This window comes from Allobosea sp. UNC402CLCol (assembly GCF_000745475.1).
Taxonomy (GTDB): Bacteria; Pseudomonadota; Alphaproteobacteria; order Rhizobiales; family Beijerinckiaceae; genus Allobosea; species Allobosea spartocytisi.
The window spans coordinates 216,216-242,620 of record NZ_KN050692.1 but is presented as its reverse complement, the minus strand read 5'-3'; the positions used below and the strand labels follow the sequence as shown (position 1 = coordinate 242,620).

The 26,405-nt window shown below is 66.3% G+C and carries 27 protein-coding genes; 21 read left to right on the top strand and 6 right to left on the bottom strand.

Going from position 1 to position 26,405, the window contains the following annotated elements:
* Window positions 1-45: 45 nt before the first annotated feature.
* From GY40_RS23665 to GY40_RS23655, 3 genes are all read right to left on the bottom strand, one after another.
* Window positions 46-1,062, bottom strand: coding sequence for an ABC transporter substrate-binding protein (locus tag GY40_RS23665; RefSeq protein WP_038367744.1), 1,017 nt, complete (start codon window positions 1,060-1,062; stop codon window positions 46-48).
* Window positions 1,063-1,214: 152 nt separating this feature from the next.
* Window positions 1,215-2,081: an ABC transporter permease gene (locus GY40_RS23660; protein WP_038368710.1), complete on the bottom strand. Its 867-nt coding sequence runs from the start codon at window positions 2,079-2,081 to the stop codon at window positions 1,215-1,217.
* A 16-nt stretch (window positions 2,082-2,097) separates the two neighbouring features.
* On the bottom strand, window positions 2,098-2,877 hold the full coding sequence (locus tag GY40_RS23655) for an ABC transporter ATP-binding protein (RefSeq protein WP_038367742.1): 780 nt from the start codon (window positions 2,875-2,877) through the stop codon (window positions 2,098-2,100).
* A gap of 107 nt (window positions 2,878-2,984) precedes the next feature.
* On the opposite strand from GY40_RS23655, the gene GY40_RS23650 reads away from it, so the two are divergent.
* Together GY40_RS23650 and GY40_RS23645 are read left to right on the top strand one after the other, a co-directional pair.
* A complete protein-coding gene (locus GY40_RS23650) occupies window positions 2,985-3,650 on the top strand; it encodes a response regulator transcription factor (RefSeq protein ID WP_038367741.1) in 666 nt (221 codons plus the stop codon).
* Window positions 3,643-5,001, top strand: coding sequence for a sensor histidine kinase (locus GY40_RS23645; protein ID WP_051988551.1), 1,359 nt, complete (start codon window positions 3,643-3,645; stop codon window positions 4,999-5,001). Before GY40_RS23650 ends, GY40_RS23645 begins: the two co-directional genes overlap by 8 nt.
* 21 nt (window positions 5,002-5,022) lie before the next feature.
* Here GY40_RS23645 and GY40_RS23640 read toward each other — a convergent pair whose 3' ends face one another.
* Together GY40_RS23640 and GY40_RS23635 are read right to left on the bottom strand one after the other, a co-directional pair.
* Window positions 5,023-6,159 carry an acyl-CoA dehydrogenase family protein gene (locus GY40_RS23640; protein WP_156116094.1) on the bottom strand — a complete coding sequence of 379 codons (1,137 nt, stop codon included), beginning with the start codon at window positions 6,157-6,159 and terminating at the stop codon, window positions 5,023-5,025.
* Window positions 6,160-6,182: 23 nt separating this feature from the next.
* Window positions 6,183-7,346, bottom strand: a complete 1,164-nt coding sequence (locus GY40_RS23635; protein ID WP_038367735.1) for a dihydrodipicolinate synthase family protein — start codon at window positions 7,344-7,346, stop codon at window positions 6,183-6,185.
* A gap of 165 nt (window positions 7,347-7,511) precedes the next feature.
* Here GY40_RS23635 and GY40_RS23630 point away from each other — a divergent pair, with 165 nt between their 5' ends.
* The 9 genes from GY40_RS23630 to tam all read left to right on the top strand — a co-directional run bounded on the left by GY40_RS23630 (window position 7,512) and on the right by tam (window position 15,831).
* Entirely contained in the window at window positions 7,512-8,579 is a 1,068-nt protein-coding gene (locus GY40_RS23630; protein WP_038367732.1) for a LacI family DNA-binding transcriptional regulator, read from the top strand.
* 21 nt (window positions 8,580-8,600) lie between these two features.
* Window positions 8,601-10,193 carry an acyl CoA:acetate/3-ketoacid CoA transferase gene (locus GY40_RS23625; RefSeq protein ID WP_038367731.1) on the top strand — a complete coding sequence of 531 codons (1,593 nt, stop codon included), beginning with the start codon at window positions 8,601-8,603 and terminating at the stop codon, window positions 10,191-10,193.
* Window positions 10,190-10,963, top strand: coding sequence for an enoyl-CoA hydratase/isomerase family protein (locus tag GY40_RS23620; protein WP_038367730.1), 774 nt, complete (start codon window positions 10,190-10,192; stop codon window positions 10,961-10,963). Before GY40_RS23625 ends, GY40_RS23620 begins: the two co-directional genes overlap by 4 nt.
* 1 nt (window position 10,964) lies before the next feature.
* Complete coding sequence (locus GY40_RS23615) at window positions 10,965-11,726, top strand: 3-ketoacyl-ACP reductase (protein ID WP_038367728.1); 762 nt, start codon at window positions 10,965-10,967, stop codon at window positions 11,724-11,726.
* A 111-nt stretch (window positions 11,727-11,837) separates the two neighbouring features.
* Window positions 11,838-12,506, top strand: a complete 669-nt coding sequence (locus tag GY40_RS23610) for an amino acid ABC transporter permease (protein ID WP_038367726.1) — start codon at window positions 11,838-11,840, stop codon at window positions 12,504-12,506.
* A gap of 9 nt (window positions 12,507-12,515) precedes the next feature.
* Entirely contained in the window at window positions 12,516-13,166 is a 651-nt protein-coding gene (locus GY40_RS23605; protein WP_038367723.1) for an amino acid ABC transporter permease, read from the top strand.
* A gap of 43 nt (window positions 13,167-13,209) precedes the next feature.
* Window positions 13,210-14,046, top strand: coding sequence for a transporter substrate-binding domain-containing protein (locus GY40_RS23600; protein ID WP_051988452.1), 837 nt, complete (start codon window positions 13,210-13,212; stop codon window positions 14,044-14,046).
* An 89-nt stretch (window positions 14,047-14,135) separates the two neighbouring features.
* A complete protein-coding gene (locus tag GY40_RS23595; RefSeq protein WP_081925630.1) occupies window positions 14,136-14,924 on the top strand; it encodes an amino acid ABC transporter ATP-binding protein in 789 nt (262 codons plus the stop codon).
* A 118-nt stretch (window positions 14,925-15,042) separates the two neighbouring features.
* On the top strand, window positions 15,043-15,831 hold the full coding sequence (tam, locus tag GY40_RS23590) for a trans-aconitate 2-methyltransferase (RefSeq protein ID WP_038367722.1): 789 nt from the start codon (window positions 15,043-15,045) through the stop codon (window positions 15,829-15,831).
* 34 nt (window positions 15,832-15,865) lie between these two features.
* On the opposite strand, the gene GY40_RS23585 is transcribed toward tam, so the two are convergent.
* Window positions 15,866-16,582, bottom strand: coding sequence for a DUF882 domain-containing protein (locus GY40_RS23585; RefSeq protein WP_038367721.1), 717 nt, complete (start codon window positions 16,580-16,582; stop codon window positions 15,866-15,868).
* A gap of 347 nt (window positions 16,583-16,929) precedes the next feature.
* Between GY40_RS23585 and GY40_RS23580 the strand changes: the two genes are divergently transcribed.
* The 10 genes from GY40_RS23580 to GY40_RS23535 all read left to right on the top strand — a co-directional run bounded on the left by GY40_RS23580 (window position 16,930) and on the right by GY40_RS23535 (window position 26,404).
* A complete protein-coding gene (locus GY40_RS23580; protein ID WP_038368706.1) occupies window positions 16,930-17,295 on the top strand; it encodes an NADH-quinone oxidoreductase subunit A in 366 nt (121 codons plus the stop codon).
* 63 nt (window positions 17,296-17,358) lie between these two features.
* Window positions 17,359-17,943 (top strand): NuoB/complex I 20 kDa subunit family protein, encoded by a 585-nt coding sequence (locus GY40_RS23575; RefSeq protein WP_038367718.1) that lies wholly within the window; start codon window positions 17,359-17,361, stop codon window positions 17,941-17,943.
* Between the two features lie 41 nt (window positions 17,944-17,984).
* Window positions 17,985-18,590, top strand: a complete 606-nt coding sequence (locus GY40_RS23570; RefSeq protein WP_051988451.1) for an NADH-quinone oxidoreductase subunit C — start codon at window positions 17,985-17,987, stop codon at window positions 18,588-18,590.
* Window positions 18,590-19,033 (top strand): GFA family protein, encoded by a 444-nt coding sequence (locus tag GY40_RS23565; protein ID WP_038367716.1) that lies wholly within the window; start codon window positions 18,590-18,592, stop codon window positions 19,031-19,033. Before GY40_RS23570 ends, GY40_RS23565 begins: the two co-directional genes overlap by 1 nt.
* Window positions 19,030-20,220, top strand: coding sequence for an NADH-quinone oxidoreductase subunit D (locus GY40_RS23560; protein ID WP_038367714.1), 1,191 nt, complete (start codon window positions 19,030-19,032; stop codon window positions 20,218-20,220). Before GY40_RS23565 ends, GY40_RS23560 begins: the two co-directional genes overlap by 4 nt.
* A 290-nt stretch (window positions 20,221-20,510) precedes the next feature.
* Window positions 20,511-21,728, top strand: a complete 1,218-nt coding sequence (nuoE, locus tag GY40_RS23555) for an NADH-quinone oxidoreductase subunit NuoE (RefSeq protein WP_038367711.1) — start codon at window positions 20,511-20,513, stop codon at window positions 21,726-21,728.
* 11 nt (window positions 21,729-21,739) lie between these two features.
* Window positions 21,740-23,044 carry an NADH-quinone oxidoreductase subunit NuoF gene (gene nuoF / locus GY40_RS23550; protein WP_038367709.1) on the top strand — a complete coding sequence of 435 codons (1,305 nt, stop codon included), beginning with the start codon at window positions 21,740-21,742 and terminating at the stop codon, window positions 23,042-23,044.
* Between the two features lie 4 nt (window positions 23,045-23,048).
* Window positions 23,049-25,112 carry an NADH-quinone oxidoreductase subunit NuoG gene (gene nuoG, locus GY40_RS23545; RefSeq protein ID WP_038367706.1) on the top strand — a complete coding sequence of 688 codons (2,064 nt, stop codon included), beginning with the start codon at window positions 23,049-23,051 and terminating at the stop codon, window positions 25,110-25,112.
* A gap of 6 nt (window positions 25,113-25,118) precedes the next feature.
* Complete coding sequence (gene nuoH / locus GY40_RS27770; protein ID WP_038367703.1) at window positions 25,119-26,171, top strand: NADH-quinone oxidoreductase subunit NuoH; 1,053 nt, start codon at window positions 25,119-25,121, stop codon at window positions 26,169-26,171.
* A complete protein-coding gene (locus GY40_RS23535; protein ID WP_038367700.1) occupies window positions 26,168-26,404 on the top strand; it encodes a hypothetical protein in 237 nt (78 codons plus the stop codon). Before nuoH ends, GY40_RS23535 begins: the two co-directional genes overlap by 4 nt.
* Window position 26,405 lies beyond the last annotated feature (1 nt).

The following is a 26,405-nucleotide window of genomic DNA, read 5'->3' as shown; positions in this document are numbered from 1 at the left end:
CCGCGCCCTTCGGCATCTGAAAACCCGTTGGGGTTCGCGATGCGCTCAGCTTCCCGAGCGGCCGGCGAGCTGCGGCACGAACATGTCGCTCCACTTCGTTGGCTTCACCTTGATCGACCCGGCCTTGTGCATGAATTCGGCGAACTGCATCACGCCTTCGGGCGTGGCGGTGAAGCGGGCGTCCTTGTCCTCGATCATCTCCTGGACCTCGGCGGCGTCGATCTTCACCTTCGAGGCCTTGGCGAAGATCTCGGCCGCCAACTTCTTGTCCTTGGCGATCAGGGCGGTGGCGTCGTCCATCGCGTCGATGAAGGCCTGGGTCATCTTCGGATTGGCATCGACGAACTTCTTCGGCGCGAAGGTGACGTCGAGCGTCAGGTTGCCGAGATAGTCGACCGAGTTGAGCACGCGGTTGATGCCCGGGCTCTTCGCCTCGATGTACTGGAAGGGCGGCGAGGTGAAATGCGCCTTGATCTCGGTCTTGCCGCCGATCAGCGCGGCCAGCGCCTCCGGATGCGGCAGGCTCACCGTCATCGGGTCCATCTTGGCGTAGTTCGCGTCGCCGAACTCCTTGGCGGCGATCATCTGCAGCACGACGGCGGCGAGCGAGGTCTTGATGCCGGGCAGGGCGATCTTGTCGCTGCTGGTGAAGTCCTTGAGCGACTTCAGCTCCGGCTTGTTCGACATCAGCCACAGCGAGGTCGAGCTCATGCCGGAGACGCCGACGACCTCGACGCCCGGAATGCCCTTGGCCTTGGCCCAGAGCGTGACGAAGCCCGGCGCGCCGGTGCCGGCGAAGTCGAGCGTCCCGGCCATCATCGCGTCGTTGATGACGTTGCCGCCGTCGAGCATCAGCCAGGTCACCTTGATGTCGCCGAGGCCGGCGGCCTTGGCGCGCTTCTCCAGGAACTGCTGGTCCTGCATCACGAAGAGCGGCAGATAGAGGATGCCGAAGCCCTTGGAAATGCGGACCTCGCTGACCTCGGCGCGGGCCGGGGCGGCGAGCGCGGTGCCGAGTGCGAGGGCTGTGAAGGCGGCGCGCAGGATAGTCTTGAATGCCATGGGTGTTTCCCTCCGAGTGACGGCCGTTCGGCCTTGTGGAACCAGTGCATTTTCGAGCGAAGCGGATGCCGGTTCGCGTGAAGAAAATGCGATAAAGCCAGGAAAATGGAGCATTTCCACGTTTCAGAAGAAGGCGGAAATGCTCCGGGTCGTCAGTGCTGCATGCCCCAGCGCCGGATCGTCTTGCGCTCGATGGTGGCGAAGATGACGTTCTCGACGAAGAGGCCGATGAGGATCACGGTGAACAGGCCGGCGAAGACGTTCGCCGTCTCGAGCTGGTTGCGGTTCTCGAAGATGAACCAGCCGAGGCCGCCGGCGCCAGACGAAACGCCGAAGACCAGTTCGGCCGCGATCAGCGTGCGCCAGGCGAAGGCCCAGCCGACCTTGAGTCCGGTCAGGATCGCCGGGAAGGCGGCCGGGATCAGGATGAGCCGCACCAGCTTCAGGCCGCGCAGCCCGTAATTCTGCCCGACCATGCGCAGCGTGTTCGAGACCGAGCGGAAGCCGGCATGGGTGTTGAGCGCGATCGCCCAGAGCACCGAGTGGACGAGCACGAAGATGATGCTGCCGGTGCCGAGCCCGAACCAGATCAATGCCAGCGGGAGCAGCGCGATGGCGGGCAGGGGGTTGAACATCGATGTCAGCGTCTCGAGCAGGTCGGCGCCGATGCGCGAGCCGATGGCCAGCGTCGTGAGCAGGGCCGCCAGCACGATGCCGATGCCGTAGCCGATCACCAGCGTCTGCAGCGAGACCAGCGTGCGCTGCGGGATGATGCCGCTGACAATGTTCTCGACGAAGGCCTCGACCGTCTGGCCGAAGGTCGGGAACAGCAGGGGATTGCCGAGCCAGCGGCCATAGAGCTCCCAGGCGACGGCGAGCACCGCGAGGATCACCGCCTTGCGGACGAAGCCGAGGCGATAGATGCGCTCGGCCAAACCGATGGTCTTGGCGACGACCGGCGCGTCGCTGGAATGGACGTCGCGGGTGATTTCCGGGCGGAAGCTGACGAGATCGGTCATGTCGGTCACCTCCGGTTCAATGATGCGCGAAGAGCATGTCGTTGATGCGGGTTTCGAGCGCGGCCTGCGTGCCCGTGCCCATCTCCGCGGCCGGCACGCTGTTGAGCTCGGCCTTGACCTCGCCGGGATGCGGCGAGAGCAGCAGGATGCGGGTCCCGATGCGGATGGCTTCCTCGATCGAATGGGTGACGAAGAGCACGGTGAATTTCGTGTCGTCCCAGAGCCGCAGCAATTCGTCCTGCATCTTGCGGCGCGTCAGCGCGTCGAGCGCGGCGAAAGGCTCGTCCATCAGCAGAACGTCGGGCTCCATCGCCATGCCGCGCGCAATGGCGACGCGCTGCTTCATGCCGCCGGAGAGCATATGCGGATAGCTGTCGATGAACTTGGTCAGGCCGACTTTGTCGATATAGGAGCGGGCGCGCTCCCCGGCCTCGGACGGCATCGCCCGGCCGGAGGCGGTCAGCGCGAAGACCACGTTCTCGCGCACCGTCTTCCAGGGCAGGAGCTGGTCGAATTCCTGGAACACCATCATCCGGTCGGGGCCCGGGCCAGAGACCTTGCGGCCCTTCAGGCTGATCTCGCCCTCGACAGGCGTCAGATAGCCGCCGATCGCCTTGAGCAGGGTCGACTTGCCGCAACCTGACGGGCCGAGCAGGACGAAGCGGTCGGACGGGTAGACGTCGAAGGAGACGCGCCGCGTCGCGGTCACCACCACGTCCGGCGTCTTGTATTGCAGCGTCACACCCTCCACCGAGAGCAGCGGAGTCGCGGATGCGGCGTCAAATGGGGCTAACATGCACCGTCCCTTGTTTTCGTTTCCCGAGCGCACTTATGGGCGCTTGCCGACAGTGATAGCCTGCGGGACTGACTCCAGCCTGACTCGATAACCAGAGGCCGATCCGCTTGCGCGTGCTCGTCGTGGAAGACACCGCCGACATCGCCGAAGCCGTGGTGATGCGGCTCGAGAAGATCGGCCACGCCGTCGACTGGGAGCAGGACGGCACCACCGCCGCCGAGCTGCTGGCGGTGCAGGCCTATGACCTCGTCATCCTCGATCTCAGCCTGCCGGGGCAGGACGGCCTCTCCATCCTGCGCCAGATGCGGGCCCGCCGGCTGGCGACGCCCGTGCTGGTCCTGACGGCGCGCTCCGCCGTGGACGAACGCATCGGGGCGCTCGACCTCGGTGCCGACGACTACCTGGTCAAGCCCTTCGACTATGGCGAGCTCGAAGCCCGCGCGCGGGCGCTGTTGCGGCGCAGCGCCGGACAATCCGACAACATGCTGCGCGTCGGGCCGCTGGCCATCGACCGGGCGGGGCGGGTCGCGAGCGTCGGCGACAGACCCCTCAACCTGACCCGCCGCGAATTGACGGTGCTCGAGATCCTCGCCGCGCGCCCGGAGCGGATCGTGCCCAAGGAGGAGCTGATCGAGCAGCTCTTCAACTTCGACCAGGAGGCGAGCCCCAACGCCGTCGAGCAGTTCGTCGCAAGGCTGCGGCGCAAGCTGGCCGACGCCCCGGTGGAGATCCGGACCCTGCGCGGACTGGGTTATCAGCTTGCAGTTGTCTGATCTTCGCCTGTCGCTGCGCTTCCGCATCATCGCCGTGCTGGCGGCGGTGCTGGCGGCCGGTGCGGTCGTGCTGGGTGCTGCCGCCTGGCATTCGTCCTCGCTCGCAGCCCAGCAGGCCTATGACCGTTTGCTGCGCGGCGGCGCGGTGCAGATCGCCGAAAACGTCTATGTCCAGGGCGGGGTCGTCACGGTCGAACCGCCGGTTTCCACGATTGCGACGCTCGCCGACTACGATCTCGTCTTCTACAAGGTGGTCGATCCGCGCGGCATCGTCGTCGCCGGCTACGAGGATCTCATATCGGACGCCGATCCGGTGGAGACCCGCGCTGGCGTCGTTCTCGAAGACGGCACCTATCAGGGCCAGCCGGTACGGATCGCGACACTTGCCCGGCAGATCGACATGCCCGGAACCAACAACTGGTCGACGATCGTCGTGGCCCAGACGACCGACGCCCGGCGCGCGCTGGCCCGCGACCTGACGCTCAAGGCGCTCGGCGTCATCGCCGTGATGAGCGTGCTCGCGCTGTTGGCGGCCGCCTATGCAGTGACGCTGGCGCTGAAGCCGCTGACCCGCATCGAGCGCGAGATCGCGAGCCGGCGCCCCGACGACCTGCGCCCGATCGAAGCGGAGCCGCCGCTTGAAATCCGCAATCTCGTTCAGGCCATCGACGACTTCATGCGGCGCCTCTCAGAGCGGATGGCGATCATGCAGCGCTTCATCGCCGATGCCGCCCATCAGATTCGTACGCCGCTGGCGGCGCTCGACGCGCAAGTCGAAATCCTGATCGGCACCCCCGCATCGCGGCGCAAGGCGGATACCGTCAAGCGCATCCATGAACGGACGGCGGAACTCGGCCGTCTCACCGGGCAGCTCCTCGACCATGCGATGGTGATCCACCGCAAGGATGTCGCGGTTGCGGCCGCCGTCGATCTCAACCAGCTCGCCAAGGGCGTTCTGGCAAAGGCGGTTCCGCTGTCGTTGCCGCGCGAGGTCGACATCGCCTTCGTGCCGGCGGAGCAGGCGCCGATCGTCTCCGGCGACGCCGTCAGCCTGCGCGAGGCGCTGAGCAACCTGATCGACAACGCCTTGCGGCATGGCGCCCGTAGCCGGCTCGTCGTGACGGTGGGCGCCGATGGGGGCGCTGCCTGGATCGAGGTCGCCGATGACGGCGACGGCTTTGCCGCGCCGCTGGCCGAGTTCACGCGTCCCTTCGCCAAGGGGCCGGAGTCGAGCGGCTCGGGGCTCGGCCTCTCCATCGCCGCCGAGGTGGCGCTGGCTCACAAGGGAGAGCTGGTGCTGGCCCGCGACGGCGCCATGACGCGCATCCGCCTGGTTCTCGCGCGTTCCTGACCCTGTCGCGGCGCCGAAGCGTCAGGCGCCGTTCCTGATCAATTCCTTGGCGATGATGGTGCGCTGGATCTGGTTGGTGCCCTCGTAGATCTGCGTGATCTTGGCGTCGCGATAGAGCCGCTCGACCTCGAAGCCGCGGATATAGCCGGAGCCGCCGAAGACCTGCACGGCGTTCGCCGTCTGCGCCACCGCCATGTCGCTGGCGAAGCATTTTGCCATCGAGGAGGCAGATGTCGCAGGCTTCTCATGATCGATCAGCAAGGCGGCGCGCTCGACCAGCGCGCGGGCGGCGGCGATGTCCTTGGCCATATCGGCCAGCATCCACTGCAGGCCCTGATTGTCGAGGATCGGCTTGCCGAACTGGCGCCGGTCGCGGGCATAGGCTAGCGCCGCCTCCAGCCCGGCCTGGGCGATGCCGACCGCCAGCGAGGCGATGCCGACGCGGCCCTTCTCCAGCACGCTCATCATGATGTGGAAGCCGCGCCCCTTCGGGCCGAGCAGAGCCTCGCGCGGCACCACGACGCCATCGAAATTGAGCGCGCCGACCTGGCTGGCGCGCTGGCCCATCTTGTGCTCCTTCGGCCCGCGCGAGACGCCTGGCGCATGCAGATCGACCAGGAAGATGCTCATGCCGCGATGGCCGGCGGCGGGATCGGTCGAGGCCAGCACGAAGCCGAGATCGGCGACCGGCGCGTTGTGGATCCAGAGCTTGCCGCCGTCGATGATATAGCCGTCGGCTGTCTCGCGCGCGGTGGTGCGGACATTGGAGAGGTCCGAGCCGGCCTCGGCCTCGGTCAGGCAATAGGCGACGCGCGTCTTGCCGGCGAGGATATCGGGCAGGCGCTTGAGCTGCTCGGGCGTGCCGTAGCGGGTCAGCAGCGTGCCGATCAACTCGACGAGGCCGCACTGGTCGGCGACAGAGGCATAGCCGCGCGACAATTCCTCCATCACGATGGCATAGGCGTAGGTGTCGAGGCCGGCACCACCATGTGCCTCCGGCACGGTGATGCCGAACAGGCCGAGCGCGCCCATCTGGCGGTAAATCTCGGCGGGAAAGGTCTCGTCGCGGTCGAGATCGTTGGCGGCGGGCCTGACGATTTCCTCGGCGAAGCGCCGGGCGGTCTCACGGATCTGGTCGTAGATTTCGGCGTCGAGCAAGGGGGCGTGCATGGCTTTCCTCCTCAGGCAACGCCGCTGAGGGCGCAGAGATGTGCCATGCGGCGCGCTGCCAATTCCGGCTCGAAGAACAGCCCGGACTGGTCGGCGAGGCGGAAGAGATCGGCGTAATGCAGGATGCCGCGCGCGGATTCGGCGCCGCCGACCATGCGGAAATGGCTCTGGAAGCCGTTCAGCCAGGCGAGGAAGACGACGCCGCATTTGTAGTGCTGCGTCGGCGCCTCGAAGAGCCGGCGCGAGAGCGCGACCGTGGGATCGAGGATCGCGTGGAAGCCGGCGCGGTCGCCCGCTTCCAGCTTCGCGAAGGCAGCCGCTGCGGCCGGTGCGATCGGATCGAAGATGCCGAGCAAACCGTGCGAGAAGCCTTGCACGTCACCGGCGATCAGCTCCGCATAGTTGAAGTCGTCGCCGGTATACATGACCACGCCTTCCGGCAGGCGGCGGCGCATCGCGATCTCCTTGCCGGCGTCGAGCAGCGAGATCTTGATGCCGTCGATCTTGTCGGCGTGCTCGCGGATCAGGGTGAGCACCGTCTCCATCGCCGGCTCGAAATCGCGGTTGCCCCAGTAGCCGGCGAGCGCCGGGTCGAACATCTCGCCGAGCCAGTGCAGGATCACCTTGCCGCGGCACTGCCGGATCAGGCGGCCATAGACGGCGAGATAATCGTCCGGTCCCTTCGCGACGCGACAAAGCGCGCGGCTCGCCATCAGGATGATCTTGCCGCCGTGCTTCTCGACATGGCCGATCTGCTCCTCATAGGCGCGGATGACATCGTCGAGGCTGCGCGCGACCTGCGGATCGAGCTGGTCGGTGCCGGCGCCGCAGGCGAGGTCGGCGCCCGGCGTCGCCTTGGCCTCGGCCAGCGAGCGGGCGATCAGTTCGGCGGCGTTGGGCCAGTCCAGCCCCATGCCGCGCTGGGAGGTGTCCATCGCCTCGGCGATCTTGAAGCCGAGGCCCCAGAGATGGCGGCGGAAGGCGAGCGTCGCATCCCAATCCACGGCCTGGACGCGCCAGGGCTCCTGCTGCTTCAGCGGGGCGGCGACGACATGGGCGGCGGCATAGACGGTGCGGATGCCGTTGGCCTTTGCCGTGCGCGGAAAAGGCGAAGGCGGCGAAAGCCTGTAACGCTCGCTGCTGCCGTCCGAGCGGGGCAGGGTGATCTCGGCCATCGCTTCCTCCAAATCGTTTATTGGAACGTTCCAATTTCAGAAACGTGTTTCGAGCCTTATACAGCCGGCATAAATCCTTTGAAAGAGGATATTGCTTGGCTTCTCATTCACTGATAATGGAACGTTCCAAGAAAAGAACAACGCGATGCACCCCGGGACGAAACGATGCCGCAGCCGCAGGGCAGCAAGGGCCAAGATACCAAGAAGAAGGTGACGATCATCGAGATCGCGGACGCCGCCGGCGTCTCGAAATCGACGGTCTCGCTCGTCCTCACCGGCCGCGGCGCGGTCAAGCCCGAGACGCGCCAGCACGTCCTTGAGACGATGGACCGGCTCGGCTACGTCTATAATCGCGGCGCCGCCAATCTGCGCAATGCGCAGTCCCGCATCGTCGGGCTCGTCCTCAACGATCTCTCCAACCCGTTCTTCGCGGAATTCGCGATCGGCGTGGAGAAGGTCCTGCAGATGGCGGGCTATGTCGCCTTCATGGCCAACACCGCCGAAAGCGTGGTGCGCCAGGAGCAGGTGATGCGGATGATGCGCGAGCACGGCGCCGGCGGTATCATCCTTTGCCCGGCGCTGGATACGCGGCCTGAGCATCTCGACTGGGTCAGGGCTGCCGGTACCGCCCTGCTGGTGGCGATCCGCCGCCTGCCGGATGTGGCTGTGAGCCATGTCGTGCCGGAAAATCTGGCGGGGGCGAGCCGCATCACCCGCCATCTCATCAATCTTGGCCATGAGCGCATCGCCTTTCTCGGCGGCATGCATTCGATGGTGGTGCGGCAGGAGCGGCATGGCGGCTTCCTCGCTGCGATGGAGGCGACCGGGCGCAATGTCGATCCGGCGCTCAACCTCGAAAGCATGCCGACGCGCGATGGCGGCTTCGGCGCGATGAGCGCCGTGCTCTCGCTCGCCGACCGGCCGACAGCGGTGGTCTGCTACAACGACGTCACCGCCATCGGCGCGATGCTGGCGGCGGCGCGCCACGGCCTCGTCGTCGGGCGCGATATCGCCATCGTCGGATTCGACGACACCAGCGAGGCGCGCCATGTCTCGCCGGCTCTGACCACCGTCGCAGTCGATCCCGTGGGCTTGGGCGAGCGCGCCGCCGCGCTGCTGCTGAAGCAGATCAATGACCCCGCCGCGGAGCCCGAAAGCTTCATCGGCCCCGCCAACCTCGTCATTCGCGAATCCTGCGGCGCCTATCAGCGCGCGCTCGCCGCCGCCGGCTGAAACCTCGAAGAGACAAGAAACATGGCTTTTCCCCGCATCCTCTCCGCCGACGAAGCCGCCGCCCTGATCCCGGACGAGGCGATCGTCACCGTCTCGTCCTCCTCCGGCCTCGGCTGCCCGGACGCCGTGCTCGCGGCAATCGGCCGGCGCTTCGACGCCTCAGGCCATCCCCGCAACCTGACGACGCTGCACCCGATCGCGGCCGGCGACATGTGGGGCGTCAAGGGCGTCGACCACATCGCCAAGCCCGGCCTGCTGGCCCGGATCATGGGCGGTTCCTACCCGTCCGGCCCGTCCTCGGCCGAGCCGCCAGCGATCTGGAAGATGGTCACGGGTAACGAGATCCCGGCCTACAACATCCCGAGCGGCATCCTGTTCGACATGCATCGCGAAGCCGCCGCCAAGCGCCCGGGCGTGCTGACCAAGATCGGCATGGACACCTTCGTCGATCCCAAGCACCAGGGCTGCGCCATGAACGCGCGGGCCATGGCCGAGCCGATTGTCAGCCGCGTCGCGTTCGACGGCGAGGACTGGCTCTATTTCCGCAGCATCGTACCGAAGGTCGCGATCATCCGCGCCACCACAGCCGATGAGCGCGGCAATCTCTCCTACGAGCATGAGGGCGGCTATCTCGGCCCGCTCGATCAGGCGCTGGCCGTGCGCAACAATGGCGGCATCGTCATCGCGCAGGTGAAGCGCGTGGTCGAGGCCGGCAGCCTCAACACGCAAGCGGTCTTCGTGCCTGGTATCCTCGTCGACGCCATCGTGGTCGCGCCCGACCAGATGCAGACGACGCAGACGGTCTACGACCCCGCCATCTCCGGCGAGGTGCGCCGGCCGCTATCGAGCTTCGAGACGCCGGCCTTCGACGTCGCCAAAGTGATCGCGCGTCGGGTCGCGCAGGAACTGCGTTACGGCGACGCGGTCAATATCGGCTTCGGCATCTCGGCCAATGTCCCGCGCATCCTGATCGAGGAAGGCCAGCACGGCGCCGTCACCTGGGTGATCGAGCAGGGCGCCGTCGGCGGCGTGCCGCTGCTCGAATTCCAGTTCGGCTGCGCTTCCAATGCCGAGGCCATCGTGCCCTCCCCCTACCAGTTCACCTATTTCCAGGGAGCGGGCTTCGACCTATCGCTGCTCTCCTTCCTGCAGATCGACAGGCAGGGCTGCGTCAACGTCTCCAAGCTTGGCGTGCGTCCGCATGTCACCGCTGGCGCCGGCGGCTTCATCGACATCACCGCCCGGGCCAAGCGCATCGTCTTCTCCGGCTATTTCAGCGCTGCGGCCAAGCTCGCCATCACTGAGGGCAAGCTCGTCATCGAGAAGGAGGGCAAGGTGAAGAAGCTGGTCGAAGCCGTTGAACATATTTCGTTCTCCGGTCCCCGCGCCGTCGCACAGGGTCAGGATGTAACCTATGTCACCGAGCGTTGCGTGATGAAGCTGACGGCGGACGGCATCGTCGTCACCGAGATCGCGCCCGGCGTTGACCTTGAGCGCGATGTCCTCAGCCAGAGCGAGTTCCCGCTGCTCGTGCCCAAGCCACCGAAGCTGATGGATGCGGCCTTGTTCAATGAGGCGCTGATCGGCCTCGAGGTTCCGGCGAGGGCGGCATGAGCGATCCCGTCCGCCTCGACATCGCCCAGGGCATTGCGACGATCACGCTCGCCCGGCCCGAAAAGCTCAACGCGCTCGACGACGTCATGGTCGGCCTGCTCGGCCGCTTTGCTGACACCATTGACGCCGACCGCTCAGTCCGTGCCGTCATCCTGACGGCCGAGGGCAAGGCCTTCTGCGCCGGCGGCGACATCGTCGCCTGGGGCGGGCTATCGCCGCTGGAGATGGGGCAGGGCTGGGTCCGCTCCGGCCATCGCGTCTTCGACAAGCTCGCGCGGATGAAGCCGCCGGTCATCGCCGCGATGAATGGCCACGCGCTCGGCGGCGGGCTCGAGCTCGCCGTCACCGCCGATATCCGCATCTGCGAGGCGCAGGCCAAGATCGGCCTGCCCGAGAGCGGGCTCGGCATGATTCCCGGCTGGTCGGGCACGCAGCGGTTGGTCAGGCGGCTCGGCGGGCAGGTGGCGCGCCGGCTTGCATTGACCGGCGAGATCGTCACTGCCGAGACGGCGCTTTCGCTCGGCATCGTCGATCAGGTTGTGGAGAAGGGCGGGGCGCTCGCGGCCGCGCAGGCCATGGCCGAGCGCGTCTGCCAGCGCGGGCCCGTGGCGAACCTCGTCGTCAAGCAGCTCATCAACGCGGCCGAGGGCGAGGACAGCGCCGCGATCATGGAGACGCTGGCGAGTTCGCTCGTCTCCTACACCGAGGATGTGAAGGAGGGCGTCGCGGCCTTCCAGCAGAAGCGCACGCCGCAATACCGGGGAGAATGAGATGAGCCGTCCCGTCGCCCTGATCACCGGCGCAAGGCGCGGCATCGGCCGCGCCATCGGCGTCGCGCTCGCCAAGGCGGGCCATGACATCGCCTTCACCGATATCGCCGAGGACGAGGCCGCGAGCGAGGCGTTGAAGCTCTTCGAGGCGGCGGGCGCCACGGCTCGGTTCTTCAGGCACGATGTCGCGGCGGTCGCGAGCCATGCCGACCTCGTGGCGAACGTCAGAAAGCTGTGCGGCCGGCTCGATGTTTTCGTCTCGAATGCTGGCATCGGCGCGCCGGTACGCGGCGACATGCTGGAGATCACGCCGCAGAGTTTCGACGTCGTCATGGACGTCAACCTGCGCGGCGCCGCCTTCCTGAGCCAGGAGGTGGCCAAGACCATGCTCGCGGACAGGCCGGAACGCCCGGCCATCGTCTTCATCACCTCGGCCTCGACCGAGCTGGTCTCGATCGACCGGGCGCAGTACTGCGTCTCCAAGCTCGGCCTCTCGATGTGGGCGAAGGCGCTCGCCGTCAGGCTCGCGCCGGAGGGGATTCCGGTCTTCGAGGTCAGGCCGGGCGTGATCCGCACTGACATGACCGCAAAGGTCGCCGCGAAATACGATGCGCGCATCGCCGAGGGGCTGATTCCCGCCGGCCGCTGGGGCGAGGGCGAAGATGTCGCAGCGGTCGTCGCCGCCCTGACGGGTGGACAGTTCGCCTATGCGACTGGAACAGTGATCAACGCCGATGGCGGCTTGCTGATTCCGCGATTGTAGGGATTCTGCTGCGGCCCCGGGCGAGAACCGGCGGCCCGGCCGGCCGGGAGGATTGATGAGGAAGGCATATGAAGGCAGCCCTGCTTTCGCCACCCGGAACGGGCGGCCCGCATGAGCTATGAATTCGATTTCGCCGACGTCTTCGCGGCGTGGCCCGAGCTGCTGCAGGGGTTGCTCAATTCGCTGGTCCTGTCGGCACTGGCGATGGCGATCGGCATGGTGGTTTCGGTCGCCGGCGCGCTCGGCAAGACTTCGGGGCCGAAATGGCTGGTCCGGATCATCGACGAATATATCGAGCTGATCCGCAATACCCCGTTTCTGATCCAGATCTTCATGATCTATTTCGGCCTGCCCTCGATGGGCCTGAAGATGTCCTCGAACACGGCGGCGCTGCTGGCGCTGGTGGTGAATGTTGGCGCCTATGGCATCGAGATCATCCGCGCCGGCATCGAGAGCATCCAGAAGGGCCAGGTCGAGGCGGGCAAGTCGCTGGGCATGCGCCCGCTCCAGATCTTCCGCTACATCATCCTGAAGCCGGCGATCCAGGCGATCTACCCTTCGCTGACGAGCCAGTTCATCCTGCTGATGCTGAACACCAGCGTCTGCTCGGCGATCGCGGCGAGCGAATTGACGGCGGTGGCGGGCGACATCCAGTCGCGCACCTTCCGCAGCTTCGAGGTCTATTTCGTCGCCACCTGCCTGTATCTCGGCCTCTCCGTCTTCTTCTGGACGGTCTTCGCCGGGATCGAACGCGCCTTCCTGCGCAAGCCAACCCGGTGAGGTGACGACATGCGCACACTCGGATCAGGCGACATCATCTACATCATCATGGCGGTGCGCTGGACGCTGCTGCTCTCGCTCGTCGCCTTCCTCGGCGGCGCGCTGGGCGGGGCGCTGGTCGCGCTCGCCCGCAGCGGCGAATACAAATGGCTGCGCTTCGCCTCGGCTGGCTACATCAAGCTCTTCCAGGGCACGCCGCTGCTGATGCAGCTCTTCCTCGCCTTCTTCGTGCCGGGGCTGTTCGGCTGGTCGGTCGACCCCTGGACGGCGGCGGCGCTCGGCCTGTCGCTGCATGCCAGCGCCTTCCTCGGCGAGATCTGGCGCGGCGCCATCGAGGTCGTGCCGCGCGGACAATGGGAAGCGGCGACCTCGCTCGGCCTGCGCTACTGGCCGAAGATGATGCTCGTCATCGCGCCGCAGGCCGTCCGCATCGCGATTCCCCCGACGATCGGCTTCCTGGTGCAGCTCATCAAGGGCACCTCGCTCGCCTCGATCATCGGCTTCGTCGAGCTGACACGCGCGGCGCAGATCATCAACAACGCGACCTTCCGGCCGTTCACGGTCTTCGCGCTCGTCGCGCTGCTCTATTACGTCATCTGCAGGCCGCTCTCGGCCTACAGCAAAAGGATGGAGCAAAAGCTCCTCGTCGCCGCCCGCTGAAGGCGGCGATGCAATTCAGCCTGTCCCAGAGGAGAACGTCCCCATGTCCCTGTTTAAATCGATTTGCCGCCGCGGCCTCGGCACGCTGGTCTTCGCCGGCCTTGCCGCCGCCGCGCTCAACGTCGCCCCGGCGCAGGCCGCTACCCCTGACGAGATCAAGGCCCGCGGCAAGCTGATGGTCGGCGTGCTGACCGACTACCCGCCCTTCGGCGGCACCGACGCCCAGCAGCAGCCGGCCGGCTACGACGCCGATGTCGCGGCGCTGATGGCCAAGGCGCTCGGCGTCAAGCTCGAGCTCGTCCCGGTCACCGGTCCCAACCGCATCCCTTATCTGCTGACCAACAAGGTCGATCTGTTGATCGCCACCTTCGGCATCACCCCCGAGCGCCAGAAGCAGGTGCTGTTCTCCAACCCCTACAGCACGCTGACGATCTATGTGCTGGCCCCCAAGAGCCTGAACGTCAAGACGCCGGAAGACCTGAAGAACGTCACGATCAGCGTCGCGCGCGCCTCGACGCAGGACATCGCGATCAGCAATGTCGCCCCTCCCGGTACCCCGCTGAAGCGCTATGACGACGACGCGACCGCGCTTCAGGCCCTGATCTCCGGGCAGGTCCAGGGCATGGGCGCCAGCAACACCATCCTCGCCCAGCTCAACAAGGATTATCCGCAGCTCGGCATCGAACCCAAGATCACGCTCAAGGAACAGGCCAACGGCATGGCCTTCCGCAAGGCCGATACCGCCCTGGCCGAGTTCTCGAACAAGTTCATCGCCGAGATCGAGGGCAACGGCGAACTGTCCAAGATCAACCAGAAATGGTTCGGCATGCCACTGCCGAAGCTGCCGCCGATGCCGCAGTTCGAAGGCACCAAGTGGTGATCGCTCACGGGGCCTGACGGCTTCTGAAACCGGATGCGCCCGGTCCTGTGCCGGGCGCATCTCCAATCGAACCAGAACGGCTTTTGCAGATGTCCGCGACCGCTCCCTCCGCCGGCGACCATGAGATCGGCGACGTGATCATCGAGATGCGTCATGTCGACAAATTCTATGGCGACTTCCATGTGCTGCGCGATATCGACCTCACCGTCTCGCGCGGCGAGCGCATCGTCATCTGCGGGCCCTCCGGCTCCGGCAAGTCGACCCTGATCCGCTGCCTGAACCAGCTCGAAGAGCATCAGAAGGGCGATATCGTCATCGACGGCACGACGGTCCATGCCGGGCTGAAGGGCATCGAGGACATCCGCCGCGAGATCGGCATGGTCTTCCAGAGCTTCAACCTGTTCCCGCATCTGACCGCGCTGGAGAACTGCACGCTGGCGCCGATGAAGGTGCGCGGCATTGCGAAGGCTGAGGCCGAGGCGAACGCCCGCAGGATTCTGGAGCGCGTCCATATCCCGGAGCAGGCCAACAAATATCCGGTCCAGCTCTCCGGCGGCCAGCAGCAGCGCGTCGCCATCGCCCGCTCGCTCTGCATGAACCCCAAGATCATGCTGTTCGACGAACCGACTTCGGCGCTCGACCCCGAAATGGTCAGCGAGGTGCTCGACGTCATGGTCGAGCTCGCCGAGAGCGGCATGACCATGCTCTGCGTCACCCATGAGATGGGCTTTGCCCGCAAGGTCGCCGACCGGGTGATCTTCATGGACGCTGGCGAGATCGTCGAGGTCGCGCCGCCCGAATCGTTCTTCTCGGCGCCGCAAAACGAGCGCACCCGCAAATTCCTCGGCCAGATCCTGAAGCACGGCGAGAGCCACTGAGCGGCGAACCGCGCCCGAAGAACAAGGCGCTGCGATATCGGGCTGGACACGGCATGCGGCCCGCTATTGTAGAGTGCGCCGCCGTCCCATGGCGGCGCAGCAGGGAATGGAATGCGACATGTCTGCCAAAGCCGACTGGGATGCCAATCAGTATCTGCGCTTCGAGGACGAGCGGACGCGCCCGCCGCTCGATCTGATCCAGCGCGTCGGGCTTCGGGCGCCGACGCGGTGCATCGATCTCGGCTGCGGCCCCGGCAACAGCACGGAGCTCGTCGCGGCCCGCTTTCCCGATGCCGAGGTGACGGGGCTCGATTCCTCGCCCGACATGATCGAAAAGGCGCGCAAGCGCTTGCCGCAGCTCTCCTTCGTGCTGGCGAATCTCGACGATTGGTCGGCCGGCCCTGACTACGATTTGATCTTCGCCAATGCGGTGCTGCAATGGCTGCCGGACCATGCGAGCCTGTTTCCCCGGCTCGCGGGTGCGCTGAAGCCCGGCGGCCAGCTCGCCGTGCAGATGCCGAACAATCTCGCCGAGCCCTCTCACGTCGCCATGGCCGAGACCGCGGCGGAAGGGCCCTGGGCGGGGCGTCTCGTCGAGGCCGCCGCAGCGCGGGCGCCGATGGGCAGTTTCTCTGATTATCGCCGCTGGCTCGCGGCGGTCGGCTGCACCGTCGATCTCTGGCAGACCACCTATGTCCACGCGCTGGCTGGCCATGACGCGATCGTCGAATGGTTCAAGAGCACCGCTCTGAAGCCCTATCTCGACCCGCTGCCTGCGGATGAGCGCGAGGGCTTCCTTGCACGCTACAAGGAGCGGATCGCGCCTGCCTATCCGGTTGAGCCGGACGGCAAGGTGCTGCTGCGCTTCCCCCGCCTGTTCATCCTCGCGACCAGGGCCGGGGCCTGACCGACAGGCTGGCCCGGGCCATTGCCGCGCCGACTCACCAGGGTCGGCGCGGCCCGGTGTCGATATGGATCAGCCCGTTCCAGTAGACTTGGTTGCCGCCGACCTCCGGCAGTGACCGCGCCCATTCCAGCACGACGCGCGGCTTCACGCCGGGCACGCGGAAATCCATCGCCTCGCAGCGCTTGTGATAGGAGCCGCGCCGCGCCCGCCAGGGCGGCCGCCAGGTCGAGGTCACCTTCACCGCGCCATACCTGTCGACGATCTTGCCGAGAATCAGCTTCAGCCGCTGCGGCAGGCAGGCGGTCGACGTGCCTGGATCGGTGGAGATGCCGGGCCGGTCGGCCTTCTCGTTCGGGTCGAATGCCGGCTCCGCGCCGGCCTTCTGCCCGGGGGTGAGCTTCGGCCATTCCGGCCCCTCATCCTCGTCCGGCCCGTCGGCCATGGGCGCGGTGCCCTCTGCGGGCGGTGTTTCCGATGCGGGCGTTCCGCCGGCTGCGGGCGTTTCCGTCGATGGCGCGGCCGGCGGCGTCTCTGCGACGGCGGGGCTTGCCGGCGTCTCCTGCGCCGGGCGCGGCGCGGGTGGCACGACGATCGGCGGCAGTTTCGGCGTGCCTGCCAGATCGAGATCGAAGGGACGTTGCGGCGGCTGGGGCGCGAGCACGCTTTGACCGTCCTGGGCGCGCGCTTCGGCGGCAAGGAGCAGGGCTACGACGAGCGCCAGGCTCGCCGGCAGGCAGGCGAGCGGCTTCACGCCGGCCGGGCTCCGCGCGGTGTTGCGCCGCAGGATGGCCGGGAGGGGGAGCGCATGGAGGGCCTTTCAAAAAAGCGTCCGCCCGCGGGCGATTCGGGCAGGGTGAACGAATTGCTGTGGGTTCCCAACGCGAAAAATACGCGCTTCCGGCCGAATTTTGCCTCATGGCCGTGGGAGGGAGAGCGGAGGCGGTGCGATTTTGCCGCATCCTGCGTCGCATACAACCCGCCCACGCGATTGTGCGGCGCGGCGGAGTCTTGCTTCATTCTAATCGAGGGTCTAAGCGAACGGGGCGGTGAGCCGTTGTGCGGCCGCGCGAAGCGAGTTCGACGATGCAAGCTCTTCCGGTGCATTCCCTTCTGACCGACTACCTGCCGCTGGTGCTGTTCATCGGCGTCTCGGCGGTGATCGGCCTGGCGCTGCTGATCGCCCCCTTCGCGATCGCCTATTCGAAGCCTGACGCCGAAAAGCTCTCGGCTTACGAATGCGGCTTCAACGCTTTCGACGATGCGCGCATGAAGTTCGACGTGCGGTTCTACCTGGTCGCGATTCTCTTCATCATCTTCGATCTCGAGGTCGCGTTCCTGTTCCCCTGGGCCGTCGCCTTCGGCGGGCTCGGCTGGTATGGTTTCTGGTCGATGATGGTCTTTCTCGGCGTGCTCACCGTGGGTTTCATCTACGAGTGGCGCAAGGGCGCGCTGGAGTGGGACTGACCTGATCGTGAGGCGGTTTTCCGTTTTCTGTCAGGCAGACTAGACGTTCACGAGGATTAGGACATGGCAGTCACAGCGATCGATCGTGGTGATCCGCTCGTCGCGCAGGCGCCGAGGGGTTTGCTCGGTCCGGACGGCAAGCCCGTCGGGGCGCGTGATCCCTTCTTCGTCGAGATCAACAACGAGCTGGCCGACAAGGGCTTCCTCGTCACCGCGACGGACGATCTGATCAACTGGGCCCGCACCGGCTCGCTGATGTGGATGACCTTCGGCCTGGCCTGCTGCGCCGTCGAGATGATGCAGCTCTCGATGCCGCGCTACGATGTCGAGCGCTTCGGCTTCGCGCCGCGCGCCTCACCGCGCCAGTCCGACGTGATGATCGTGGCGGGCACGCTGACCAACAAGATGGCTCCGGCCCTGCGCAAGGTCTACGACCAGATGCCGGAACCGCGCTACGTCATCTCGATGGGCTCCTGCGCCAATGGCGGCGGCTACTACCACTACAGCTATTCGGTGGTCCGCGGCTGCGATCGCATCGTCCCGATCGACATCTACGTTCCGGGCTGCCCGCCGACGGCCGAGGCGCTGCTCTACGGCGTGCTGCTGCTGCAGAAGAAGATCCGGCGCACCGGCACGATCGAGCGCTGAGCGTTCTTTGTGTCGATGCTGCAGGCGATGAAGGTGAGACGATGAGCGAAGCGCTCGAAAAGCTCGGTGAAGAGATCATGGCTGCGCTGCCCGGCGCGGTCACGGAAGCGGTCGTCGCTTTCGGGGAGCTGACGATCCATGCCGAAGCGGCTTCGATCGTCGAGGTTCTGCGCACGCTCTACAGCGACCCGCGCTTCCGTTTCGTGAACTTCACCGACATCGCCGGGGCCGACTATCCCGGCCGCGAGAAGCGCTTCGACGTCGTCTATCACCTGCTCGCGCCGCACCATAACCGGCGCATCCGCGTCAAGGTCCAGACTGACGAGGCGACGCCGGTTCCCTCCGTCGTCGACGTCTTCCCGGCGGCCAACTGGTTCGAGCGCGAGGCCTACGATTTCTACGGCATCCTGTTCACCGGCCATCCGGATTTGCGCCGCATCCTCACCGATTACGGCTTCGAGGGCTATCCGCTGCGCAAGGACTTCCCGCTGACCGGCTTCGTCGAGGTTCGCTATGACGACGAGCAGAAGCGCGTCGTGTACGAGCCGGTGAAGCTCAACCAGGAATTCCGCAACTTCGATTTCCTCTCGCCCTGGGAAGGCACGGATTACGTGCTGCCGGGCGACGAGAAGGCGAAGGGGGCGTGATGGCGTCAGGCCACCAAACCCTGTCCGGCGGCTGTCTCTGCGGCGCGGTGCGCTTCACCGCGACGCCCGAGAAGCAGGAGATGGATGTCTGCCATTGCGGCATGTGCCGGAAATGGAGCGGCGGCGTCTTCATGGCGGTGCCGTGCTCCGGCGTGTCCGTGGCGGATGAGCAGGCGCTCGAGGTCTATCCGTCGTCCGACTGGGGTGAGCGGGTCTTCTGCAAGACCTGCGGGTCGAGCCTGTTCTGGCGCCTGCGCGAAGGTGCGGACGGCCATGTCGCGGTGGCCTTCCAGGCCTTCGACGACCAATCGTCCTTCGACTTCGTCGCGGAGATCTTCATTGATGACAAGCCGGCGCTCTATGCGTTTGCCGGCGAGCGGCCACGACTGACCGGGGACGAGTTCCTGGCCCGCGTCGCGGCAAAGCAGGGCGGCACGGCATGACCGAGCACAACATCCGCAATTTCTCGATCAATTTCGGCCCGCAGCATCCGGCTGCGCACGGCGTGCTGCGCCTGGTGCTGGAGCTCGACGGCGAGGTGGTCGAGCGCGTCGATCCGCATATCGGCCTGCTGCATCGCGGCACCGAGAAGCTGATCGAGGCCAAGACCTATCTCCAGGCCGTGCCTTATTTCGACCGGCTCGACTATGTCGCGCCGATGAATCAGGAGCATGCCTTCGCGCTCGCGGTCGAGCGCCTGCTCGGCATCACGGTGCCGCGCCGTGGCCAGCTCATCCGCGTGCTCTATTCCGAGATCGGCCGCATCCTCTCGCACATCCTCAACGTGACCACGCAGGCGATGGATGTCGGCGCGCTCACGCCCCCGCTCTGGGGCTTCGAGGAGCGCGAGAAGCTGATGGTCTTCTATGAGCGTGCCTGCGGCGCGCGCATGCATGCGGCCTATGTCCGCCCCGGCGGCGTCCATCAGGACCTGCCGGTTTCGCTGATCCACGACATCGCCGAATGGTGCGATCCCTTCCTCAAGGTCTGCGACGACCTTGAGGGCTTGCTCTCCGACAACCGCATCTTCAAGCAGCGCAACGTCGATATCGGCGTCGTCGATCTCGAGACCTGCTGGAAATGGGGCTTTTCGGGCGTGATGGTGCGCGGCTCCGGCGCGCCCTGGGATCTGCGCAAGTCGCAGCCCTACGAATGCTACGAGGAGATGGAATTCGACATCCCCGTCGGCAAGAACGGCGACTGCTTCGACCGCTATCACATCCGCATGGAAGAGATGCGCCAGTCGGTGCGCATCATGAAGCAGTGCTGCGAGAAGCTGCTGGCGCCAGATGGCGGCGGCCCGGTCTCCTCGCTCGACGGCAAGGTCGTGCCGCCCAAGCGTGGCGAGATGAAGCGCTCGATGGAAGCGCTGATCCACCATTTCAAGCTCTATACCGAGGGCTACAAGGTGCCGGCCGGCGAGGTCTATGCCGCGGTCGAGGCCCCGAAGGGCGAGTTCGGCGTCTATCTGGTCTCCGACGGCACCAACAAGCCCTATCGCTGCAAGATCAAGGCCCCGGGCTTCGCCCATCTCCAGGCCATGGATTTCATGTGCCGCAAGCACATGCTCGCCGACGTCTCCGCGATCCTCGGCTCGCTGGACATCGTGTTCGGGGAGGTCGATCGGTGAGATTGGCCGCTGCCTTGATGGGTCTGGTTGGGTGCGCGATCGCCGCGAGTGGCGCGTCGGCGCAGGGCCGTCCGACCTATCAGCAGCTTGAGAAGGCCGGATTTCGCTATGTTGCCAAGGATCAGCCCGGCTATGTGAGCTGGTGCTCCTGGATTTATGTCCGCCGTTGTACGGATCCGGTCTTCAGCTGCAGCTGCGGCGGCCAGGATCCGAATTATGGGCGTTGTGTGCCGGCTCTGCCGCGTGCCGCCGCCCAATATCGAAGCTATTGCCAGGGTTGAGAAAGCCGAATGTCCGTCCGTCGTCTCGCACCTGATCCTATCCAACCGGCCTCCTTCGCCTTCACTGCGGCGAACGAGAACTGGATCGACCAGCAGATCGCCAAGTACCCCGAAGGCCGCCAGGCTTCCGCCGTCATTCCGCTGCTGTGGAAGGCGCAGGAGCAGGAGGGCTGGGTCTCGCGCGCCGTGATCGAGACCGTCGCCAAGCGCTTGGGCATGGCGCCGATGCGCGTGCTGGAGGTCGCGACCTTCTACACGATGTTCAACCTGCAGCCGGTCGGCGAGTTCTTCGTCCAGCTCTGCGGCACGACGCCCTGCGCGCTTCGTGGTGCGGAAGCGCTGAAGAAGGTCTGCGAGGACGTCATCGGCCCGCAATCGACCGTGACCGCCGACGGCAAGCTCTCCTGGCTCGAAGTCGAGTGCCTTGGCGCCTGCTGCAACGCCCCGATGGCGCAGATCAATGTCGATTACTACGAGGACCTGACGCCGGCGAATTTCCGCCAGCTTCTCGACGATCTCCGCAACGGCCGCGCCACCAAGCCCGGCCCGCAGAACGGCCGCACCGGCTCCGAGCCGGAAGGTGGTCCGCAGACCCTGACCGACAAGGCCCTCTATGACGGCTCGATGATCGGCGCCGGCGACTGGCAGAAGCGCATCGCCGAGCAGCGCAAGGCTGCCGCCGAAGCCGCAGCCGCCAAGGCTGCCGCCGAGGCAGAAGCCAAGAAGGCCGCCGAAGCCGAGGCCAAAAAGGCCGAGGCGACCCCGGCCGCCGTTGCCGAGAAGCCCGCCACAGAGACGGCCGCCGCCGCCCGCCCGCAGCCTTCGGCGCCGGCCCAGCCCTCCAGCGCTGCGAACGACACGCCGGCTGCCAAGGGCAAGGTCGAGAAGAAGGATGTCGCCGAGGCTGCCAAGCCCGCGGGAGCGGACAAAGCCGCCGCGACCGACGAGAGCAAGCCCGAACTGCTGACCGCCGCGCGCGACGGCAAGGGCGACGATCTCGAACTGATCTGGGGCGTCGGGCCGAAGCTTGGCAAGATGCTCAACGAGATGGGCATCTGGCATTACGACCAGATCGCCAAATGGACACCGGCGGAGCTCGCCTGGGTCGATGCGCGGCTGACCGGCTTCAAGGGCCGGGCGCTGCGTGACGACTGGATTGCTCAGTCGAAGAAGCTCGCGACGGGCTGGCGCCCGGAGTCGAAGCTTGGCGACAAGCCGGCAGAGTGAGGCACTAGGACATGCTCGCAGATCGCGACCGCATCTTCACCAATCTCTACGGCCTGCATGACCGCTCCCTGAAGGGCGCGATCCAACGCGGCGGCTGGGATGGTACCAAGTTCATCCTGGAGCAGGGCCGGGACTGGATCATCGACGAGATGAAGAAGTCCGGCCTGCGCGGTCGTGGTGGCGCCGGCTTCCCGACCGGGCTGAAATGGTCATTCATGCCCAAGGTCAGCGACGGGCGCCCGCACTACCTCGTCGTCAATGCCGACGAGTCGGAGCCGGGCACGTGCAAGGATCGCGAGATCATGCGCAACGACCCGCATACGCTGGTCGAGGGCTGCCTGATCGCCTCCTTCGCGATGGGCGCGCATGCGGCCTATATCTATATTCGCGGCGAATATATTCGCGAGCGCGAGGCGCTGCAGCGCGCCGTCGATGAGGCCTATGAGGCCAAGCTCATCGGCAAGGACAATGTCCACGGCTATCCCTTTGATCTCTATGTGCATCATGGCGCCGGCGCCTATATCTGCGGCGAAGAGACGGCGCTGCTGGAGAGCCTCGAAGGCAAGAAGGGCATGCCGCGGCTGAAGCCGCCTTTCCCCGCCAATATGGGCCTCTATGGCTGCCCGACCACGGTGAACAACGTCGAGTCGATCGCGGTCGCCCCGACCATCCTGCGCCGCGGCGCCGCCTGGTTCTCCTCGATCGGCACGCCGAACAATGTCGGCACCAAGCTGTTCTGCGTCTCCGGCCATGTGAACAAGCCCTGCAACGTCGAGGAGGCGATGGGCATCCCCTTCCGCGAGCTGATCGACAAGCATTGCGGCGGCATCCGCGGCGGCTGGGACAACCTGAAGGCGGTTATCCCCGGCGGCTCCTCGGTGCGCATGGTTCCGGCCGAGCAGATCATCGACACGCCGATGGATTTCGACTCGCTGTCGAAGCTGCGCTCGGGCCTCGGCACGGCGGCGGTGATCGTGATGGACAAGTCGACCGACATCGTCCGCGCCATCGCCCGCATCAGCCATTTCTACAAGCATGAGAGCTGCGGCCAGTGCACGCCCTGCCGCGAGGGCACGGGCTGGATGTGGCGCGTCATGGAGCGCATGGCCGAGGGCCGCGCCCAGAAGCGCGAGATCGACATGCTGCTCGACGTCACCAAGCAGATCGAGGGCCACACGATCTGCGCGCTCGGTGACGCAGCCGCCTGGCCGATCCAGGGCCTGATCGCGCATTTCCGTCACGAGATCGAGCAGCGCATCGACGACTATGCCGCCAACCCGCACAGCGAGCCTGTGCGCCTGATGGCGGCGGAGTGAGACCATGACCAAACTCGTCATCGACGGCATCGAGGTTGACGTCCCGGCCGATTACACGGTTCTCCAGGCCTGCGAGGCGGCTGGCGCCGAGGTGCCGCGCTTCTGCTTCCACGAGCGGCTGTCCATCGCCGGCAATTGCCGCATGTGCCTCGTCGAGGTGAAGGGGGGCCCGCCGAAGCCGCAGGCCTCTTGCGCCATCGGCGTGCGCGATTTGCGCCCTGGCCCGAACGGCGAGCCGCCGGTCGTCTCGACCAAGTCGCCGATGGTCAAGAAGGCGCGCGAGGGGGTGATGGAGTTCCTCCTCATCAACCACCCGCTGGACTGCCCGATCTGCGATCAGGGCGGCGAATGCGACCTGCAGGACCAGGCCATGGCCTTCGGCGCGGAAACCTCCCGCTTCGCCGAGAACAAGCGCGCGGTCGAGGACAAGTATATCGGCCCGCTGGTCAAGACGACGATGACGCGCTGCATCCAGTGCACGCGCTGCGTCCGCTTCACCACCGAGGTTGCCGGCGCCTCCGATCTCGGCGCCATCGGCCGCGGCGAGGACATGGAGATCACGACCTATCTCGAGCACGCGATGAGCTCTGAATTGCAGAGCAATATCGTCGATCTCTGCCCGGTCGGCGCGCTGACCTCGAAGCCCTACCAGAACAAGGCCCGCCCGTGGGAGCTCTCCAAGACCGAGAGCATCGACGTGATGGACGCCGTCGGCTCCGCCATCCGCGTCGACTCGCGCGGCAAGGAAGTGATGCGCATCCTGCCCCGCCTCAACGAGGCGGTGAACGAGGAGTGGATCTCCGACAAGACCCGCCATATCGCCGACGGTCTCAAGACCCAGCGCCTCGACCGGCCCTATATCCGCGAGAACGGGCGCTTGCGCCCCGCGAGCTGGACGGAGGCCTTCGCTGCCGTCGCCAACAAGGTGAAGGCCGCGAGCCCAGAGAAGATTGGCGCCATCGCGGGCGATCTCGCGGCCGTGGAGGAGATGTTCGCGCTGAAGGCGCTGATCGCCTCGCTCGGATCGGCCAATCTCGACGCCCGCCAGGACGGCACCAGGCTGCATCCGAAGTTCGGCCGCGCCTCCTACGTGCTCAACGCCGGCATCGCGGGCATCGAGCAGGCGGATTCGCTGCTCATCATCGGCTCGAACCCGCGCCGCGAGGCGCCGATCCTGAATGCCCGCATCCGCAAGCGCTGGCTGCGCGGCAACTTCAAGGTCAGCGTCATCGGCGAGAAGGCCGATCTGACCTATGCCTATGATTATCTCGGCGCCGGCCCGGAGACGCTGGCCGATGTCGTGAAATCGGCCCAGGCCGGCGAGGGCAAGGCGATGGTACTGGTCGGGCAGGGCGCTCTGACCCGCACTGACGGTGAGGCTGTGCTCTCGCTCGCCGCCAAGGCGGCACAAGCGCTCGGTGCCGTCCGCGAAGGCTGGAACGGTTTTGGCGTCATCCACACCGCAGCGTCGCGTGTCGGGGCGCTCGATCTCGGCTTCGTGCCGGGCGAGGGCGGTTTGGACGCCGCTGCGATGGTCAAGCCGGGCGCGCTCGATGTGCTCTTCCTGCTCGGCGCCGACGAGATCGAGGTGCCGGAAGGCGCTTTCGTCGTCTACCAGGGCACGCATGGCGATAAGGGCGCCCATCGCGCCGACGTCATCTTGCCGGGCGCGGCCTATACCGAGAAGTCCGGCACCTATGTGAACACGGAAGGCCGTGTGCAGATGGGCGACCGCGCCACCTTCCCGCCGGGCGATGCCCGCGAGGATTGGGCGATCCTGCGCGCGCTCTCCGCGACGCTGGGCAAGACGCTGCCCTTCGACTCGCTGTCCGGCCTGCGCAAGGCGCTCTATGAGGCGCATCCGCATTTCGCGGCGCTCGACGGCCTGCCGGCCAATGACGCTTCGGAGATCGGCAAGCTCGCCGGCCTCGGCGGCAAGACCGACAAGGCGGGCTTCGTCTCGCCCGTCGCCGATTTCTATCAGACCAACCCGATCGCGCGTGCCTCCGCCATCATGGCGGAATGCTCGGCGCTGGCCTCGGGCCGGCACCAGCAGGCGGCGGAGTAACCGGCCATGAACTGGGACCTCGTCCTCGATATCGCGATCGTTCTCGGCAAGAGCCTGCTGCTGCTGGTCTGCCTGCTGGTCTTCATCGCCTACATCCTGCTGGCCGACCGCAAGGTCTGGGCGGCGGTGCAGCTCCGCCGTGGCCCGAACGTGGTCGGCCCCTGGGGCCTGTTCCAGAGCTTCGCCGACCTGATCAAGTTCGCGCTCAAGGAGCCGATCATCCCGTCCGGCGCGAATAAGGGCATCTTCCTGCTGGCGCCCTTCATCTCCTGCCTCTTGGCGCTCGGCGCCTGGGCGGTGATCCCGGTGGCGGAAGGCTGGGCGATCGCCGACATCAATGTCGGCGTGCTCTACATCCTCGCGATCTCCTCGCTCGGCGTCTACGGCATCATCATGGCCGGCTGGGCTTCGAACTCGAAATACCCGTTCATGAGCGCGCTGCGCTCGGCGGCGCAGATGGTGTCCTACGAGGTCTCGATCGGCTTCGTCATCATCACCGTGCTGCTCTGCGTCGGCTCGCTGAACCTCTCGGCCGTGGTCGAGGCGCAGCAGAACCGGGGTCTGGCGCATGCGCTGGGCGTGCCGTGGCTCTCGATCCTGAACTGGTACTTCATCCCGCTCTTCCCGATGTTCGTGGTCTTCTTCGTTTCGGCGCTGGCCGAAACGAACCGGCCGCCCTTCGATCTGGCGGAAGCGGAATCCGAGCTCGTGGCGGGCTTCATGGTCGAGTATTCCTCGACGCCGTACCTGCTGTTCATGCTCGGCGAATACGTGGCGATCATGACCATGTGCTCGCTGACCACGATCCTGTTCCTCGGCGGCTGGGCGCCCCCGGTCGCGCTGCCGCCCTTCACCTGGCTGCCCGGCGTGTTCTGGTTCGCGCTCAAGGTCTGCCTGGTGTTCTTCATGTTCGCGCTGGTGAAGGCCTTCGTGCCGCGCTACCGCTACGACCAGCTGATGCGCCTGGGCTGGAAGGTCTTCCTGCCGCTCTCGCTCGCTTGCGTGGTGATCGTGGCGCTGGTGCTGCAATTGACGGGCTGGGGCCCGGTCGGCGGATGAGTTGGGCCGGCCCGCTCGGCGCCCTGATCGGCTTCGGGCTGGGCCTGCTGGAATACCGGTTGATCTCGGCCGTGGTGATCGGGGCGCTCCGGCGCACGGATCGCTCGGAGACGCAGGCCGAGAAGGATGATTACGAGCGCCGTATCCGCATCCTGCGGGCGGCTCTGGTTGTGATGACGATCGGCTTGATGCCGGTCCTGGGTTTCGTGATCGGCCGGACGCTGTTCGGCTGAG

Excerpts from the sequence above, each read along its gene's own strand:
- GY40_RS23660 (WP_038368710.1), bottom strand. The coding sequence starts at position 2,081 with ATGACCGATCTCGTCAGCTTCCGCCCGGAAATCACCCGCGACGTCCAT.
- GY40_RS23630 (WP_038367732.1), top strand. The coding sequence starts at position 7,512 with ATGCCGCAGCCGCAGGGCAGCAAGGGCCAAGATACCAAGAAGAAGGTG.
- nuoF (WP_038367709.1), top strand. The coding sequence starts at position 21,740 with ATGCTCGCAGATCGCGACCGCATCTTCACCAATCTCTACGGCCTGCAT.
- nuoE (WP_038367711.1), top strand. The coding sequence starts at position 20,511 with ATGTCCGTCCGTCGTCTCGCACCTGATCCTATCCAACCGGCCTCCTTC.
- tam (WP_038367722.1), top strand. The coding sequence starts at position 15,043 with ATGTCTGCCAAAGCCGACTGGGATGCCAATCAGTATCTGCGCTTCGAG.
- GY40_RS23595 (WP_081925630.1), top strand. The coding sequence starts at position 14,136 with ATGTCCGCGACCGCTCCCTCCGCCGGCGACCATGAGATCGGCGACGTG.
- GY40_RS23565 (WP_038367716.1), top strand. The coding sequence starts at position 18,590 with ATGGCGTCAGGCCACCAAACCCTGTCCGGCGGCTGTCTCTGCGGCGCG.
- GY40_RS23560 (WP_038367714.1), top strand. The coding sequence starts at position 19,030 with ATGACCGAGCACAACATCCGCAATTTCTCGATCAATTTCGGCCCGCAG.
- GY40_RS23575 (WP_038367718.1), top strand. The coding sequence starts at position 17,359 with ATGGCAGTCACAGCGATCGATCGTGGTGATCCGCTCGTCGCGCAGGCG.
- nuoG (WP_038367706.1), top strand. The coding sequence starts at position 23,049 with ATGACCAAACTCGTCATCGACGGCATCGAGGTTGACGTCCCGGCCGAT.
- GY40_RS23635 (WP_038367735.1), bottom strand. The coding sequence starts at position 7,346 with ATGGCCGAGATCACCCTGCCCCGCTCGGACGGCAGCAGCGAGCGTTAC.
- GY40_RS23600 (WP_051988452.1), top strand. The coding sequence starts at position 13,210 with ATGTCCCTGTTTAAATCGATTTGCCGCCGCGGCCTCGGCACGCTGGTC.
- GY40_RS23605 (WP_038367723.1), top strand. The coding sequence starts at position 12,516 with ATGCGCACACTCGGATCAGGCGACATCATCTACATCATCATGGCGGTG.
- GY40_RS23610 (WP_038367726.1), top strand. The coding sequence starts at position 11,838 with ATGAGCTATGAATTCGATTTCGCCGACGTCTTCGCGGCGTGGCCCGAG.
- GY40_RS23665 (WP_038367744.1), bottom strand. The coding sequence starts at position 1,062 with ATGGCATTCAAGACTATCCTGCGCGCCGCCTTCACAGCCCTCGCACTC.
- GY40_RS23620 (WP_038367730.1), top strand. The coding sequence starts at position 10,190 with ATGAGCGATCCCGTCCGCCTCGACATCGCCCAGGGCATTGCGACGATC.
- nuoH (WP_038367703.1), top strand. The coding sequence starts at position 25,119 with ATGAACTGGGACCTCGTCCTCGATATCGCGATCGTTCTCGGCAAGAGC.
- GY40_RS23625 (WP_038367731.1), top strand. The coding sequence starts at position 8,601 with ATGGCTTTTCCCCGCATCCTCTCCGCCGACGAAGCCGCCGCCCTGATC.
- GY40_RS23615 (WP_038367728.1), top strand. The coding sequence starts at position 10,965 with ATGAGCCGTCCCGTCGCCCTGATCACCGGCGCAAGGCGCGGCATCGGC.
- GY40_RS23655 (WP_038367742.1), bottom strand. The coding sequence starts at position 2,877 with ATGTTAGCCCCATTTGACGCCGCATCCGCGACTCCGCTGCTCTCGGTG.
- GY40_RS23535 (WP_038367700.1), top strand. The coding sequence starts at position 26,168 with ATGAGTTGGGCCGGCCCGCTCGGCGCCCTGATCGGCTTCGGGCTGGGC.
- GY40_RS23570 (WP_051988451.1), top strand. The coding sequence starts at position 17,985 with ATGAGCGAAGCGCTCGAAAAGCTCGGTGAAGAGATCATGGCTGCGCTG.